At 55.0% G+C, this 15,140-nt stretch carries 15 protein-coding genes and 1 pseudogene; 9 read left to right on the plus strand and 7 right to left on the minus strand.

The features are described 5' to 3' along the window. Window positions 1–47 precede the first annotated feature (47 nt). Window positions 48–1,430 (plus strand): glycoside hydrolase family 28 protein, encoded by a 1,383-nt coding sequence (locus tag ES815_RS17775; protein WP_142488992.1) that lies wholly within the window; start codon window positions 48–50, stop codon window positions 1,428–1,430. A gap of 233 nt (window positions 1,431–1,663) precedes the next feature. On the opposite strand, the gene ES815_RS17780 is transcribed toward ES815_RS17775, so the two are convergent. Next, the gene (locus ES815_RS17780; RefSeq protein WP_142488993.1) at window positions 1,664–2,656 is read right to left on the minus strand and encodes a hypothetical protein; all 993 of its coding nucleotides are present in this window, start codon (window positions 2,654–2,656) and stop codon (window positions 1,664–1,666) included. A gap of 428 nt (window positions 2,657–3,084) precedes the next feature. Beyond that, window positions 3,085–3,969 (minus strand): SDR family oxidoreductase, encoded by an 885-nt coding sequence (locus tag ES815_RS17785; protein WP_142488994.1) that lies wholly within the window; start codon window positions 3,967–3,969, stop codon window positions 3,085–3,087. 262 nt (window positions 3,970–4,231) lie between these two features. Between ES815_RS17785 and ES815_RS23980 the strand changes: the two genes are divergently transcribed. Together ES815_RS23980 and ES815_RS17800 are read left to right on the plus strand one after the other, a co-directional pair. Next, on the plus strand, window positions 4,232–4,819 hold the full coding sequence (locus ES815_RS23980) for a YcxB family protein (protein WP_260609627.1): 588 nt from the start codon (window positions 4,232–4,234) through the stop codon (window positions 4,817–4,819). A 3-nt stretch (window positions 4,820–4,822) separates the two neighbouring features. Continuing rightward, window positions 4,823–5,617 (plus strand): AraC family transcriptional regulator, encoded by a 795-nt coding sequence (locus ES815_RS17800; RefSeq protein WP_142488995.1) that lies wholly within the window; start codon window positions 4,823–4,825, stop codon window positions 5,615–5,617. Here ES815_RS17800 and leuA read toward each other — a convergent pair. Beyond that, complete coding sequence (gene leuA / locus ES815_RS17805; RefSeq protein WP_142488996.1) at window positions 5,569–7,245, minus strand: 2-isopropylmalate synthase; 1,677 nt, start codon at window positions 7,243–7,245, stop codon at window positions 5,569–5,571. The two genes, ES815_RS17800 and leuA, sit on opposite strands and share 49 nt — an antisense overlap. Window positions 7,246–7,340: 95 nt before the next feature. Beyond that, complete coding sequence (locus ES815_RS17810) at window positions 7,341–8,213, minus strand: LysR substrate-binding domain-containing protein (protein ID WP_142488997.1); 873 nt, start codon at window positions 8,211–8,213, stop codon at window positions 7,341–7,343. Window positions 8,214–8,313: 100 nt separating this feature from the next. On the opposite strand from ES815_RS17810, the gene ES815_RS17815 reads away from it, so the two are divergent. The 3 genes from ES815_RS17815 to ES815_RS17825 are packed head-to-tail and all read left to right on the plus strand — an operon-like array spanning window position 8,314 to window position 9,538. Further along, window positions 8,314–8,616 (plus strand): carboxymuconolactone decarboxylase family protein, encoded by a 303-nt coding sequence (locus ES815_RS17815; protein ID WP_142488998.1) that lies wholly within the window; start codon window positions 8,314–8,316, stop codon window positions 8,614–8,616. 5 nt (window positions 8,617–8,621) lie between these two features. Continuing rightward, on the plus strand, window positions 8,622–9,011 hold the full coding sequence (locus tag ES815_RS17820) for a tautomerase family protein (RefSeq protein ID WP_142488999.1): 390 nt from the start codon (window positions 8,622–8,624) through the stop codon (window positions 9,009–9,011). Continuing rightward, window positions 9,008–9,538 carry a DUF4865 family protein gene (locus ES815_RS17825; protein ID WP_142489000.1) on the plus strand — a complete coding sequence of 177 codons (531 nt, stop codon included), beginning with the start codon at window positions 9,008–9,010 and terminating at the stop codon, window positions 9,536–9,538. The genes ES815_RS17820 and ES815_RS17825 overlap by 4 nt, the downstream gene beginning before the upstream one ends. On the opposite strand, the pseudogene ES815_RS23985 reads toward ES815_RS17825, so the two are convergent. Then, a pseudogene (locus tag ES815_RS23985) lies at window positions 9,504–9,665 on the minus strand (GNAT family N-acetyltransferase); the annotation flags it as partial. The gene ES815_RS17825 and the pseudogene ES815_RS23985 overlap by 35 nt on opposite strands. A gap of 765 nt (window positions 9,666–10,430) precedes the next feature. On the opposite strand from ES815_RS23985, the gene ES815_RS17835 reads away from it, so the two are divergent. Continuing rightward, window positions 10,431–10,925 (plus strand): molybdopterin-dependent oxidoreductase, encoded by a 495-nt coding sequence (locus ES815_RS17835; protein WP_142489001.1) that lies wholly within the window; start codon window positions 10,431–10,433, stop codon window positions 10,923–10,925. A 17-nt stretch (window positions 10,926–10,942) separates the two neighbouring features. Next, window positions 10,943–12,871 (plus strand): putative bifunctional diguanylate cyclase/phosphodiesterase, encoded by a 1,929-nt coding sequence (locus ES815_RS17840; protein WP_142489002.1) that lies wholly within the window; start codon window positions 10,943–10,945, stop codon window positions 12,869–12,871. A gap of 45 nt (window positions 12,872–12,916) precedes the next feature. Here the strand turns inward: ES815_RS17840 and ES815_RS17845 are convergent, their stop codons facing one another. After that, on the minus strand, window positions 12,917–13,369 hold the full coding sequence (locus tag ES815_RS17845) for a winged helix-turn-helix transcriptional regulator (protein WP_142489003.1): 453 nt from the start codon (window positions 13,367–13,369) through the stop codon (window positions 12,917–12,919). A gap of 148 nt (window positions 13,370–13,517) precedes the next feature. Between ES815_RS17845 and agp the strand changes: the two genes are divergently transcribed. Further along, window positions 13,518–14,759, plus strand: coding sequence for a bifunctional glucose-1-phosphatase/inositol phosphatase (agp, locus tag ES815_RS17850; protein ID WP_142489004.1), 1,242 nt, complete (start codon window positions 13,518–13,520; stop codon window positions 14,757–14,759). Window positions 14,760–14,901: 142 nt separating this feature from the next. Here agp and ES815_RS17855 read toward each other — a convergent pair whose 3' ends face one another. Beyond that, window positions 14,902–15,129, minus strand: coding sequence for a YccJ family protein (locus tag ES815_RS17855; protein WP_142489005.1), 228 nt, complete (start codon window positions 15,127–15,129; stop codon window positions 14,902–14,904). Window positions 15,130–15,140: the final 11 nt, after the last annotated feature.

Genomic DNA, 15,140 nt, shown 5'->3' on the forward strand with positions numbered 1-15,140 from the left:
CAGCGGTGCTAATTTTGCAAAACAATAAACCATAAAAGGATGACGTTATGATCTCCCGCACTTTACCTCTGTGGGCTGCCGCCGCTGTGGCGAGCCTGATACCGCTTCACGCCGTCCAGGCCGCGAGTTCCGTTAAGTTTCCCGATAAAGTCTGTAAGGTCACCGACTACGGCGCGGAGGGCCATCGATTACAGATTGCTCTCAACACCGGGGCTATTCAAAAAGCGATTGACGACTGCGCTGCCGCAGGCGGCGGAACCGTGCTGGTACCCAAAGGCAATTTTTTGACCAACCCGCTCTTTCTGCGCAATAACATCCAGCTGAAGCTGGAGAAAGATGCCACCCTGGTGGCGTCAACCGAAGTTGCGGCTTATCGTGCCGATGAAAAATCAAAATATGCCGAAGCGGAAAACGGCTGGCTGCCGTTTATCAGCATCGCGGATGCGCAAAATGTCGCTATCGTCGGCGAAGGCACTATCGACGGTCAGGGCGCCGTGTGGTGGGAGCGCTGGCGGGAAAACATCCGCGTGACAGGTAAGAAGGGCGGGACCGATCGGCCACGGCTGATTTATATTACGCGCTCGAACAACGTGCTTATCGATGGGGTCACACTGACCCATTCGCCGAGCTTCCACGTGGTGACGCGCTATGCGCACGATGTCGATATTAACGGGACGCGCATTCTCTCCCCCTGGCATGCGCCAAATACCGACGCCATCGATCCTATCGACAGCCAGAACATTCGTATCACCAATAACTACATTGACTGCAACGACGATCACATCGCCATCAAAGCGGAAAAAGCGGACCCACGCTTCCCGGATGGCGTGGTGGATAATATCTATATTGCCAATAACACCCTGAAGCAGGGACGCGGGATCTCCATCGGCAGCGAGAGTGCGGGCGGGGTGAATAACGTGCTGGTGGAAAACAACACCTTCGAGGGGTCGATGTACGGCATCCGCATCAAAAGCCCGCGCGGTAAGGGGGGCGAGGTGAAAAACATCGTTTACCGCAATACCAAAATGCACAACGTCGAAGTGCCCCTGGTCTTCTCCGCCTACTATAAAGCCGCGCCTATTGTTGAGGCAGAGGTTGACAAGCTGCTGCAGGCGGGCGGTTTTACCCTCGGGGAGCAGATCTATCCGCCGGACAGCGATCCGAAACAGCCCTTCGACAAACACACCACCCCGCACTTCAGTAACATCACTGTGGAGAACTTAACGTCTACCGGTGACAGCAAGGCGGCAGCCTATATTATTGGCACCCCGGAAGCCCCACTCAGCGGTTTCCATTTCACCAACGTCAATATTGAAGCCGCTCAGGGGCTGCGCATTCGCAATGCCGAACTGGAGACTAAAGGACTCAGCCTGAAGGTGAAAGAGGGGCCGACGATCCGCCAGGATGCAGGCGCTATCGTCCGCGAATAACCTGAAAGCCAGGACAACTGCGGCGGGATCTGCGCAACGCCCCCTCCTGAGGGAGGGGGAGCGACCCACGCAGAAAACATAAATGCCCTTCCGGGCATTTATGTTTTAACTGGATGTATCCTGTCAGATACCGATTAGTGCCAGAACAGCGCAATCAGAATAATGATTGGGATCGGGACGCCTAAAAAGAACAGTAGTAATGAGCGCATGTAAACCTCCTGCTTAATTAAGTATTAAAGATCGCGTTGACGGCCACCGAAGGTCGCACACAGGCTGGCGACGAAAGCACCCGCCAACAGAGAAATAAATGTCCAGAGCATGAGATAGCTTGTCGTTTTACGTGCGGTATCAGCCGCCTGTTGAGCTTTCTCTTTCGTCTCTTTTAATTTCGCCTGGGCTTTGTCGTACGTGGTTTGTACCCGCTGTTCAGCCTCTTGCTGACTGATACCGGTACGTTGAGCAATCAGCTGCGCGACATACTGACGATCTTCCTGAGGTAACTGGCCGGTGGTGATACTGTTGGTAAAAATACCGGTCACTTCATTCAGCTGAGCAGGGGTGAGCTCCTGCTGAGGCGCGGAGGGCACCGGTGTAGCGGGAGCCGCTGCTGGCGCATCCGGGGTTACTGACGTATCAGGTGTCGCAGCCGGGGCACCCGGACGGAACATCGAATTAACGAAATACGCCATTGGGGAACCGGAACCTTCAGATGATGCGTTCGCCATACCCGCCGCGCCGCCTACCGTGGCTGCGGCAGCCCCGCCTGCTACGGAACCCACGACTTTCGCGCTTCCTCCCACAATGGAGCTCACGGTGGAGGTTAACAGCATTGCCGAGACCAGCGCAGCCACCGCCCAGGCCAAAAATCCATGCGCAGTATCGCGGAAGTAAATTTCATTGGTATGGGTAGAAACCCATTTGGTGCGCAGTCGCCCGGCTAAATAACCTCCCATACCGGACGCCACGATCTGCGTGAACGTCAGCCAACCTATTGCCGCAATACCAACCGTACCGGCTTCGAGCCCCTCGTTTTCCCATGGCGAGACGGAAGTCAGGCCTAGCCCGGCGCCCAGCATCAGCAGGATCAACGACAAGGAAGCCGCCGCCGCCGCGCCAGCAAAGATGGCGCCCCATGATACGGCACTACTGCTGCCCGCGTCGGGCAGGGGCAGACGCGGATCAACATACTGAGTGTTAGCAGTGGAATGATCGTGAATGTGAGTCATAGCTGTTGTCCTTTAAATAATCTTATGCCGGAACGCAGGTCTGTTATGCGTTCAGTACCAGGAACTGATTGAAAAAACAGGAATCATTATCAACTTCAACATTGAAACGCTTTCAGGACCGATCGATACAACTTATAACGAGACCATCGCTAAAAGTTTAAGAAAATAAAACGGCTGAAAATTGAATATAGAAATCTAATCAATGATCTTAGGATAGTTGATAATTTTGCACCGGGCACGTTTTGATCCAAAGAAATAAGCGTACCGGCAGCGGTGATGCTCGAGTCAAGAATTTCCCGCACAATCTATGCGCCTGCAATAATATTCAGGACGGGGTGCCGTACTCATTAAAAATCCGTTACCGCTTAAGGTAACGGATTTTATAATATTCCTTACTGTTCATCAGGCGCGCCGGATTTAATAAACCGCTACGCGACGCCGGTACCACCGTCGGAGCACCAGACCTGTCCTGAGGCATAAGAGCAACTTTCGGACGCCAGCAGAACATACAGAGGGGCAATTTCAACCGGCTGGCCTGGTCTTCCCAGCGGGGTATCAGCACCAAACTGCTGCACCTTCTCCTGAGGCTGTCCGCCGCTGGATTGCAGTGGCGTCCAGTATGGACCCGGGGCCACGGCGTTCACCCGAATGCCTTTCGGACCCAGCTGTTTTGCCAGGGATTTCGTGAACGCCACGTTGCAGGCTTTGGTCTGGGCATAATCCAGCAGAATTTCGCTGGGCTTGAAGGCCTGAACCGAGGAGGTGTTAATGATCGCCGCGCCTTCCGTCAGGTGACGCAGCGCGGCGCGCGTGATCCAGAAGGGGGCATACACGTTGGTTTTGAAGGTGGCGTCGAACGCGGCTGTCGTCAGCTCTTCAATGGATTCGCAATACTGCTGTCGGCCGGCATTGTTAACCAAAATATCGAGACCGCCCAGTTCACTCACTGCCCGTTCAACCAGGGTATCGCAAAACGACTCTACCCGAATATCACCGGGAATAGCGACGGCTTTACGCCCTTCAGCCTGAATAAGCGCGATAACGGCCGCAGCATCAGTTTCTTCTTCCGGTAAATAACCAATGGCCACATCGGCACCTTCGCGGGCATAAGCGATTGCGACGGCGCGTCCAATACCGGAGTCACCACCGGTAATAAGCGCTTTTTTACCTGCAAGTTTCCCGGACCCGATATAACTTGTCTCGCCGTGATCGGGAATTGGCTTCATTTCTGATGCCAGTCCGGGCATTTGTTGTGGCTGCTCCACAAAGGGTGGACGTGGGTAGTGTTTTGAAGTGGTGTTTCCTGATGTCATCCCGGCCTCCTTAGTTATTGAATATAAATAATAGCCATTGTGACAAGAGACACATTTCCGGACGGCATAATTCGGACTATTCTTCTTTTGGATATATTTTTGCTTTTTCTCTCTTTATGACATACCCAAAAATAAGCGACGTCATCAGGCGGTAAAACCGCGTGTAAAGCCTGTCGCTGATACCGGGGCGATTAAGGCTTCTCCGACTGGTATTAACCCGGTACAATTAAACGGGACGTGAATAGATTAGCAAGAGGGTTGCATGATAAGAAAAAACAGGATCGTTGTGGGTTACTCGTTATCCGTTTTAGAGCGAACTCAGGCCAGCAAGCTCATTCACGATCATAAAAAAGAATATCTCAAACCCTACGGTTATATTTCTCTCATTCAAAAGGCTGCGGTCGCTATTTTAGCGGTAGCGGTTTTATTTAATGTGATTACTTTGCTGCAGTTTAGCCTGAGAACCACGCTGGACAGTGATTTTCTGGCAAGAACAAAAATGTTCAGTATTGCTCTGCTGGTGCTGTTTGGCGTCGCGTTGGCCCTGTTTAAACTCTATGACGTGCTGATGAATAACGTCATGCAGAAGCAGCAACCGGTTGAGCAGGAGGACGCCGGGATCTTACAAAAAGTTAAATTAAACCGATTTTTTGTCGAAACTATTACTCCTAACGCCAGCGGTAAGATCTACTGGAAAAACGTTAAGGACTGCTACAGGAAAAATGGGTTTATTTTTATCCATATGAAGAATGATAACTGTGTGGTTATTCCGGAACGGGTTTTTGCTTCTGCCGGTGAAGCAGCGGAAGTGTTTGACTTTATCAACGTGCAGATAGCGCAAAATAAATAAACCATGACAACCCAACAGCAGTTCAGCTTTGCCACACGCCCGCTGGTGCCCTTTGCCCATGATTACACCCACGGCGAAACGGAGCCCTGGCACAGCCATACCTGCGCTCAGCTCCTGCATACCCTGAGTGGAGTGGTGCGCGTGGAGACCGCGCAGGGCTTCTGGATTGTGCCGCCGGGGCGCGGCGTCTGGCTGCCTGCCGGGACGCAGCATCGCCTGCTGATCACCGGCAACGTGGCGGCCCGGACGCTGTTTATCGATCCTTTTGCCCGGGCGGATTTGCCGTCGGTTTGCCAGGTGGTGCAGATTTCGACCCTGCTGCGTGAGTTGATCATCGCCTCGCTGCAATTGCCGGAGAGCTATGCGGCGGGCAGCCGGGCGGAGCGCATTTATGAGCTGATCCTCGATGAAATCCGCGGGATAAGCGTGCTGCCGTTCAATCTTCCTGAGCCTCAGGCACCCGCGCTGCTGGCGCTGTGCCGCCAGATCCAGGCCGACCCTGGCATCCGCTGGACCACGGCGCGGGTTGCCAGCCAGTTAAATATCAGCGAGCGCACCCTGCTGCGGCACTTTCGCCAGCAGACCGGGCTGGCGTTCAGCGAATGGCTGCGCCGGGCGCGGCTGATGGAGGCGCTGAACCGCCTGGCGCAGGGGCAGTCCGTGCTCCGGGTGGCGCTGGATCTCGGCTATGAGAGCCACAGCGCCTTCAGCGCCATGTTCCGCCGCACCCTCGGCGTGGCCCCGAGCGACTACTTCCAGCCGGAGTCGCTCTCCGGCAGCGCGTTCAGCAAGGCCTGAAGCGACGCCCGGGAAACATCGTTGTCGATGCCGGTTCCCCAGCGGCTCGCTCCTTGCTTAGAACTGCAGCGAATATAGGCCGCCGACCGGCTTTCGCTGCACCTGCCGAGCGTGTGCTCGTGATAATCCTCGATGGCGAACGTCAGATTAAAGCTGGCCTTTATCGCCCTAGCGGCGGCCGAGAGCAGGCCGTTACCTTTCCCCTCTAAGGTCACAATACCGTCCGCGGTCTGTACGCGGGCCCACAGCGCCAGCCCGCCGTCGGCCTGGCTTTCAGTCCGGTAATCCAGCAGCTGCCGGGGGGCGTGCTGATGCGGTCCGTACAGCTCACGGTACAGTTGCCAGAGCGCACTCAGCGTCATCTCGTTGCCTTCCCGGTCGGTGTGGGCCTGGACGTAGCGGCTGAAATCCTGCTGCAGCGCCCGGGGCAGCACCAGGCCATGATTCTGCTCCAGCATCCAGGCCGCGCCGCTTTTGCCGGACTGGCTGTTGACGCGGATCACCGCCTCATAGCTACAGCCGATATCGTTCGGATCGACCGGAAGATAGGGCATCTCCCACCGCGGTGAGGCCGACTGTTCCCGGGCGTGAAAGCCTTTTTTGATCGCGTCCTGGTGTGAGCCAGAGAAGGCGGTAAACGCCAGCTTGCCGGCGTAAGGGTGGCGTGGATGCACCGGCAGCTGGTTGCACTGCTCTACCAGCTCCACGACCTGTTTCATATCGCTGAAATCGAGGCGGGGTGAGACCCCCTGGCTGTAGAGATTCATCGCCAGCGTCACCAGGCAGACGTTCCCGGTACGCTCTCCGTTGCCAAACAGGCAGCCTTCCACCCGGTCGGCCCCGGCAAGCAGGGCCAGCTCGGCGCTGGCGACGCCGCTGCCGCGATCGTTATGGGGATGCACGCTGATGCAGACCTCGCTCCGGCGGGAAAAGTGACGGCAGAAGTACTCGATCTGATCGGCATAAACGTTGGGCGTATTGACCTCGACCGTGGCGGGGAGGTTGACGATCATCGGCCGTGCGGAAGAGGGCTCCCAGACATCCGCCACCGCCTCACAGATTTGCAGGGCAAACTCCGGCTCGGTAAAGCAGAAGGTTTCCGGTGAGTATTCGTAGCTCCAGCGCGTCTGCGGGTTGGCCTCGCACAGGGTGCGGATCTGGCGCGTGGCGCTGACGGCAAGCTGGATAATTTCCTCTTTGCTCTGGCGGAACACCAGCTGGCGGAACAGCGGCGCGGTGGCGTTATAGAGATGCACCGTGGCCCGTTTTGCCCCGTCGAGCGAGGCAAAGGTGCGCTCAATGAGATCGCTGCGGGCCTGGGTGAGCACCTGAATGGTGACGTCTTCCGGGATGCGCTGCTCCTCAATCAGCTGACGGACAAACTGAAAGTCCGTCTCTGAGGCGGAGGGAAACGCGACCTCGATCTCCTTAAATCCGCACTTCAGCAGCTGTTCCCAAAAGCGCAGCTTGCGCGGGATATCCATCGGCTCCGCCAGGGCCTGGTTGCCGTCGCGCAGGTCGGTAGAGAGCCAGCGCGGGGCGTGGGTCAGGGTCTTGTCCGGCCACTGGCGATCGGGTAAGGCAATCGGGGCAAAGGCAGCGTACTTTTGCGAGGGGTTGGTCAGCATAGCGTTTCTCCAGGTGATGTTGTGTTTTTATCCTGGCGAATAACGGGGGAGGGTACTGGCGCAAAACTGACAACCTGTGGTGAGGATCCGCCATATCACGTCGCTTCAGGCAGCGCCGCTTCCATCAGCTGCGCCAGCATCGTCCGGGCGTTGGTTCCGTCCTTTTGTTCCAGGGTGATCCCCAGGCTGCCCGGCGCGGGCAGAACGTTTCTCACCACCCGCAGGTTGCCCGGCATCCCGATACGCGTGCGCAGCGTGATGCCAAGCCCCGCCTGCACTGCCGCCCAGATCCCGCTCAGGCTATGGCTGACAAATACCACCCGCCAGGGGATGCCCGCCCGGTTCAGGCAGTCGATGGCGCGGGATCGCATCAGGCAGGGGTGTTCAAACATCACCAGCGGCAGGGGTTCGCCCTTGGCCAGCAGGGCGCTGATGTCCAGATCCGGGTGTTGGATCCACACCATCTGGCTCTGGCCGATTGTCCGGCCCTGACGCGGTTCGCGCTCGTTCTGCCACAGCAGCACCATATCGAGGTCGTTAGCGTCAAAGGCGTTGAGCAGGGCCCGGTTGCGATCCACCCGGGCAATGATCCGCACGCCGGGATGGTGGCGCCTGAATTGGCCCAGGATGCCCGGCATCAGCGACTCGCCAAAATCTTCCTGCATGCCGATGCGGATCTCCTCCTGCAGCTGTTCGCCCTTCAGGGCGCTCTGCATCTCATCATTCAGCGCCAGCATCCGGCGGGCATAGCCCATGACAATCTCGCCGTCGCGGGTCAGCGCCAGGCCACGGCCCTTCTTCATCACCAGTTCAGCCCTGCACTGCTGTTCCAGCTTTTTCAGCTGAGCGCTCACCGCCGAGGTGGAGCGGCAAAGGCGGATGGCGGCCTGAGCGAAGCTGCCGCACTCCATACCGGTAACAAAAGTGCGCAGAGCGTCGAGGTCGAGCGTTGGGGGAAGCTTGTTCATAATCGTCCTGAAAAGCGGGATGGTAGGCCGCAGATTATTTGATTTTCAGGATGAAAATATGGCGCCAGAATCGCCTTACTGTCAATACGGAGAGAACACCATGGCGAAATCACTAACTGCTGAAACTTTGTCCCGCATCGCGCCTAAGCTGGCCGAGCTGAGCAGGGAGATCCTGTTCAATGATATCTGGAAAGGTGACGCGCTCTCCCCGCGCGACCGCAGCCTGATCACCCTGGCCGCCCTGACGGCGCTGGGGCGCGTGCAGCAGCTGCCCTGGCATCTCGATTTCGCGCAGCAAAACGGCCTGAGCAGAGAGGAAATCACCGAAGCCTTCACCCATCTGGCGTTTTACGCCGGCTGGCCGGCGGCGGTGTCGGCTCTTGGCTGCCTGGACGAGGAGTAGCGCCGATGCCTTTCACCCGCATCTCCCTGCGTCCGGGGTACAGCGACGCACAGATAACGCAGATCTCCGACATTCTGCAGCAGAGCCTGGAGGCCGAGTTTGCCGTCCCGCCGGGGGATCGCTTTCAGATTTTCGAGCTGCTTCCGGCCAGGCTGCGCGTGTTTGACCGCCATTACAAAAGCAATGGGCGCAGCGACAACTTTATCCAGTTCCACATTCTGGCGGGCAAGCCCCGCACGCTCGAGCAGAAGCACAACCTCTGTCGCCTGCTGTGCGAACGGCTGCATACGGCGCTGGATATTGACCCGGATGACGTAATGGTGATGATTCATTTCAACACCGCCGATGACTGGAGCTTCAGCCAGGGGCGGATGCTGTCGGAGGAGGGGTTATGATCGTAATGCAATACCGCTTCACCCTGCCAGCCGATTACGATATGGCGTTCGTTGAGAACCGCATTGCGGAGAATGGCGCGAAGCTGGATGGTTACGCCGGGCTGCTGTTTAAGGCGTACCTCGTTTCCCGGCGTGAAGACGAATATACCGAAGAGAACCGCTATGCGCCTCTCTACGTCTGGGAAGATCCCGGGGCCATGGCGCGGTTTTTACAGAGCCCAGGCTTTCGCAAGCTGACGCAGGATTTTAGCTGGCCACAGATTGATACCTGGCTGGCGCTGCGCCTGCCTGCAGTTGATGAGGTCAAAGATGCCGCCTGGCTGTCTATCGATCGTCAGCCAATAGCCGCTCACGGCGACCTGTCGGCGTTGGCGATGCACGCGCCGCTCTGTGCCTGGGATGTCAGCCGCTGGCAGCTGTTGCAGGTGGAATTTGGCGACGCGCCCCAGGCGGGGATGGAGAATTACCGTATTGGGTATGTGGCAAGCGGGGTTACGGATCCAATCGCTGCCACTCCTCACGCGTGATCTCCCATAATTCCGTGTCCAGCTCACCGGACACGTATTGCCCTTTTTCGACGCGAACTAAACGCATGCCGCTGCGCTCTGACAGGCTTCTCGACCGGCTGTTGACAGCCGCTTTCGGGGCCCGCATCCGGGAACGGACTTTATTTACAGAAAATAGTCCGTGGCATAGTCAGAAATAATAAATTAAAACGAATATAAATTATCGATACCGTAAAACGCATTTGTAAATTGTTTCTGAGTTTAAGCATAATGCACTGAATATCTCAGATAGACAAGTCCAGGTGATATAGGGTTTTGCATCAATATAATCACCGGGGCTTGCAGAGATGTATTACCTCACTTCTGTTAGATGGCCACTCACCCCGGACGTATGGGCGGAACGCGGCTGCAAAAAGCCGAAATTAAATATTATGCAACGAACGAGGCTGGCGTCGAGCGGGAAATATTTAAATAAATCCCTGCACCGATCTGAATAGTTGCGGGGCTGGTGCAGAGACGCGCTGCATCCAGGAACAAACGTCTGCATGGCAAAGGTCTCGCGCAGTAAACGTGCTACCGTGGGCTGCAACGCATGAAGCACGTTCGGCATGCGGGTGAGTAACCTGTGTGGCTGCAAAGAGAAATTAAACCTTCATCTCTGTGCGGGTATATTTACACTTAATAACCCGGTGGCTTGTTTTTTGTACAGGCAAGAAAGGCGTTAACCTATCTCAAATAACAATTCAGACCATACCTAACCAACATCATGAATCGCAATTGGGTTTAACTTCTTGATTTTTATGTGATAAATGCCAATTGTAATTTATTGAATCCATAATAGTCTGAGGACATATATTAATAGCATAATAACTAAATTATACTTCTTTACATTTGATGGAAAGGTGAGGTTAGAATGCGCTTGATTGTCTTGTTGTTAGGCCTCGTGGCAGCCACTCAGGTCTGGGCGGGTGAGCTTCCCAAACCTGCCGGTAAAGTCCTTTTAACCCTGTCCGGTAATATCCAAAATACAAATGAAGACGGGAAAGCCGTTTTTGATATCGCCAGCCTTGAGAAACTGGGCATGGTAAGTTTTCAGACCACCTCTCCCTGGTATAATGGGCGTCCTACCTTTACGGGTGTTCCACTGCAAAAGCTCATGGATTATGTCGGGGCGAAAGGTTCTATCGTTAAGGTCACGGCGCTCAATGACTACACTACCGTTATTCCGCTCAATGATTTCAAAAAATACAACGTCATCCTTGCCTTGAAAATCAACGGAGAATATATGCGTATCCGTGATAAAGGGCCGCTATTCGTCGTCTATCCTTATGACAGCCTGCCTGAACTGAATAATCAGATTTTCTATTCAAGGTCTGCATGGCAGGTCAGCAAAATGATGATCGAATAGGCGTTCAGGAGAGCATCATGAACAGGATACTGGCGGGCATCATTTTTTTCCTATTTATCTCTACGGGATATATATCTTTTCTTGTACATGAAAGACAGGAAGAGTTACAAAAACTGACTCACTACACTGATTCATGGTCTGCTGCACAGCTGGTGTCAGAATATTACCGATTCGAATCAGTGCTTGGCCTTTATACTATTGATGATACGCTGTCGATCGATGATGTGCGCCTGCGTCTTGACATTATGCTCAGCCAGAGTGATTTAACCAAAGAAGGTGATTTGGGGCGTTATATCGAAAGCAATAAATCACACCATGAACTGGCTATACAACTTGAAACGATACTTAAATATCTGGATGTTCATCTTGAGAAAATGAACCGTCCGGAACTCGAGAACTACCTTAAAACAATGCATACGCTTGATGCGCCGCTCAGCCGTCTTTCATCCGGTGCATTAGACAAGGACGTTAACTCGATTAGCGGCGCTAACCTCAAAATTCAAACGCTGTACTATATTTATTCGGCAACCTCTGTACTGCTGATAATACTGAGCGCCATCCTCGGGACGCTGATCTTCTATCAGAACAGAAATATTCAGAAGGCGCATCTGCAGGTCACCAGCCTTGCGGAAGAGCTCCAGACATCGAAAGAAAAACTGCAAATTCAGAACGCCCAGCTGGAATATGACGTCTACCACGATTCGCTTACCGGGATGAATAACCGCCAGTTTTTCTGGGATAATTTAAAAAAAATCATCGAAGCGGCAGAAAGGAATAATGCCTCTGTGGCGGTGATGCTATTTGATTTAGACCGCTTCAAAGAGGTCAATGATACCTGGGGGCATGATGCCGGCGACAGGTTATTACGCCAGATATCCGACCGCCTGATGTCGATAAGCCTGACGTCAGAAACGCTTTATCGCTTAGGGGGGGATGAGTTTGCCTTTCTCTCGAGCGGTCTGACTGAGAGCAGCGCGGTTTCGCGCGCCCAAAAAATATGTGACGCTATCAACCAGCCCTACACTATTGATAACACGATTATCAATATCGCCACCTGTGTGGGGATTGTTATCTCTGCAACCGAACGCCGCGCCGACTATCTCTACAAATTTGCCGATCTGGCCCTGTATGAAGCCAAAAAAGAGGGCTCCGGACATATAAAAGTTTTCCGCCAACGCATGTTAGAAAAACTGCAGGAAAGCAGAACCCTTGAGCATGATATGGCCATGGCCATAGTGAACAAAGAATTTGTGGTTTACTACCAGCCTATTGTCGATTCGTTCAGTCAGGAGATCTACAGCTATGAGGCCCTTATTCGATGGATGCATCCTCTGAAGGGCCTTCTGTCGCCGGACAGCTTTATTCCTGTTGCTGAAAAAACAGGAATGATCAACGAGATGGGCAAAACGGTGCTGGAACTGGCCTGCCGGGAAGCGGCTTCCTGGGCGGTTCCGGTAAAAATTTCAGTCAATGTTTCCCCTGTTCAGCTAAGCAGCAAAGCCTTTGCCGCAATAGTGTTGACCATTCTGAAAGAGACAGGGCTTGCGGCTGACCGCCTTGAACTGGAGGTGACGGAGTCTTCTCTCTTTACCGAAAACAGTACGCCGCTGAATACGCTTAACCGGCTCAGAGCCCTGGGCGTGAAAATCTCCATTGATGATTTTGGTACGGGATACTCTTCTCTTTCACGGCTGAGTAAGCTCGCCTTCGATAAAATCAAAATAGACAAGTCCTTTGTGCATTCGATATCTACCCAGGAAGACGCCCTTAACATCATCAAACTCATTACGGGGATGGCGAAGTCCCTCAATATGAAAACGGTCGCAGAAGGGGTTGAAACGCTGGAACAGCTGGAAAATCTTCAGGCACTGGGGTGCGATCTTGCACAAGGCTATCTGTTTGGAAAACCTCAGCCTGGTATCGACGGGAGGATCCGGAACGGTTAAACCGCGAACCTGCTGATGCCCCGGTGGTGGAAGGCTGAGGCCCTGTCACCCCTTTGCCGCCGGATATTTCGCCACGACCTCCTCCGGCCCCAGCTCCCGCCCGTCGCTCGCCACCATCGCCAGCTTGCGCAGCGGCAACCGATCCCGGGCATCCACCATTACCGTTCCGACATCCCCTTCAGCAAACAGATGCGCATTCCCCCACTGGGAGAGCGCCACCAGCACGGTTTGCAGGGCGCGGCCTTTTTCCGTGAGGACATACTCCTGCCACGCGCTGCCGTCGGAGGCGGGTTGCAGCACCAGAATCCCCTCGTCCACCAGCAGTTTCAGCCGGGTCGCCAGCATGTTTTTTGCGATGCCGAGGCTCTTCTGAAACTCGCCAAAACGCGTCACCCCGCGCAGGGCATCGCGCACAATCAGCAGTGACCACCAGTCGCCGATAATATCCAGCGAGCGGGCAACAGGGCAGGGACTCTCTTCCAGGCGGGTTCGTTTCACGGGGGCTCCTTATCAGCGGTGAGTTTTATTATAAAACCAATTCGCCTTCATACACAAAGTAAGCCGTCACTTTGCGGGCAGGCTCCAGGTAATCCGTCACAAATCTGTCACACTGTTTACGACGATAAAACAGAGTGAGGAATTAGGGATGAGAAAAGCACTAATCGCTGTCGCCGTGGCGGGCAGCATCGGCCTGTCCTGCGGTGTCCAGGCGCAAACCGCGCCGGAAGGGTATCAGCTGGAACAGGTTCTGATCATGAGCCGTCACAACCTGCGCGCGCCGCTGGCCAATAACGGCAGCGTGCTGGAGCAGTCAACCCCGGAAAAATGGCCGGAGTGGGATGTGCCGGGCGGACAGCTCACCACTAAAGGCGGTGTGCTGGAGGTTTATATGGGCCATTACATGCGCGAGTGGCTGGCGGAGGAGGGCGTGGTGACTGCCGGGGAGTGCCCGACGGCGAACAGCGTCTATGCCTATGCCAACAGCCTGCAGCGCACGGTGGCGACGGCGCAGTTCTTCATCACCGGGGCCTTCCCGGGCTGCGATGTGCCGGTGCACCATCAGGAACAGATGGGCACCATGGACCCCACCTTTAACCCGGTGATCACCGACAACTCCCCGGAATTCCGCGAGAAAGCTCTGCAGGCGATGAACACCGAGCGCCAGGGGATGAAGCTCGACGAGAGCTACCGGCTGCTGGAGCAGATGACCGACTACAAGGATTCGCCGTCCTGCAAAGAGAAACAGGTCTGCTCCCTGACCGACGCGAAAGACACCTACAGCGCCGAGTACCAGAAAGAGCCCGGCGTCTCTGGTCCGCTGAAGGTGGGTAACTCGCTGGTAGATGCGTTTACTCTGCAATATTACGAAGGCTTCCCGCTGGATCAGGTGGCCTGGGGCGAGATCAAAACCGATCAGCAGTGGCGCGTGCTGTCCCAGCTGAAAAACGGCTATCAGGACTCGCTGTTTACCTCAGCGGAAGTGGCGCGGAACGTGGCGAAGCCGCTGGTGAAATATATCGACAACGCGCTGGTCACCGACCAGGCGAAAGCGCCGAAGGTCACCCTGCTGGTGGGGCATGACTCCAACATCGCCTCGCTGCTGAAAGCCCTCGACTTTAAACCCTATCAGCTGCCCGGTCAGTACGAGCGCACGCCGATCGGCGGCAAGATCGTCTTCCAGCGCTGGCATGATAAGACCGGCAACCGTGATTTGATGAAAATTGAGTATGTCTATCAGAGTACGGAGCAGCTGCGTAATGCCCAGGTTCTGACGTTGAAAGCCCCGGCGCAGCGCGTCACGCTGGAGCTGAGCGGCTGTCCGGTAGATGCGGATGGATTCTGCCCGGTGGAGACCTTTAATACGGTGTTGAACACGGCGGCGAAATAAGCGTGTTCCCTCTCCCACAGGGGAGAGGGAACAAAACGTCGGGTGGTGCTTCGCTTACCCGACCTACAAGTCCAGGATCGGGTCCGCATCCCGTAGGCCTGATAAGCGTAGCGCCATCAGACGTTTTTTGTCAGCACGCGTATCAGACGTTTTTGCGCTCGATGGTCTGCTCGCCCCAGAACAGCGAGTCTTTGTCGGTTTTATCGAAGGCTATCACCAGCACTTCATCACTGCCTTCTTCCCAGATTTTCTCTGCCAGTTTTTCGTCATATTTTGCGACTTCAAAAATCGCCTCGGCGATCTCCGGTGACGTATTACGTAAACGCGCAAATTCTCCGACGCGATGTGCTTTAGCTTCTTGAGTTGGCATAGTAATCCTCC

This window comes from Leclercia adecarboxylata, from assembly GCF_006874705.1.
GTDB classification, from domain to species: domain Bacteria; phylum Pseudomonadota; class Gammaproteobacteria; order Enterobacterales; family Enterobacteriaceae; genus Enterobacter; species Enterobacter adecarboxylatus_C.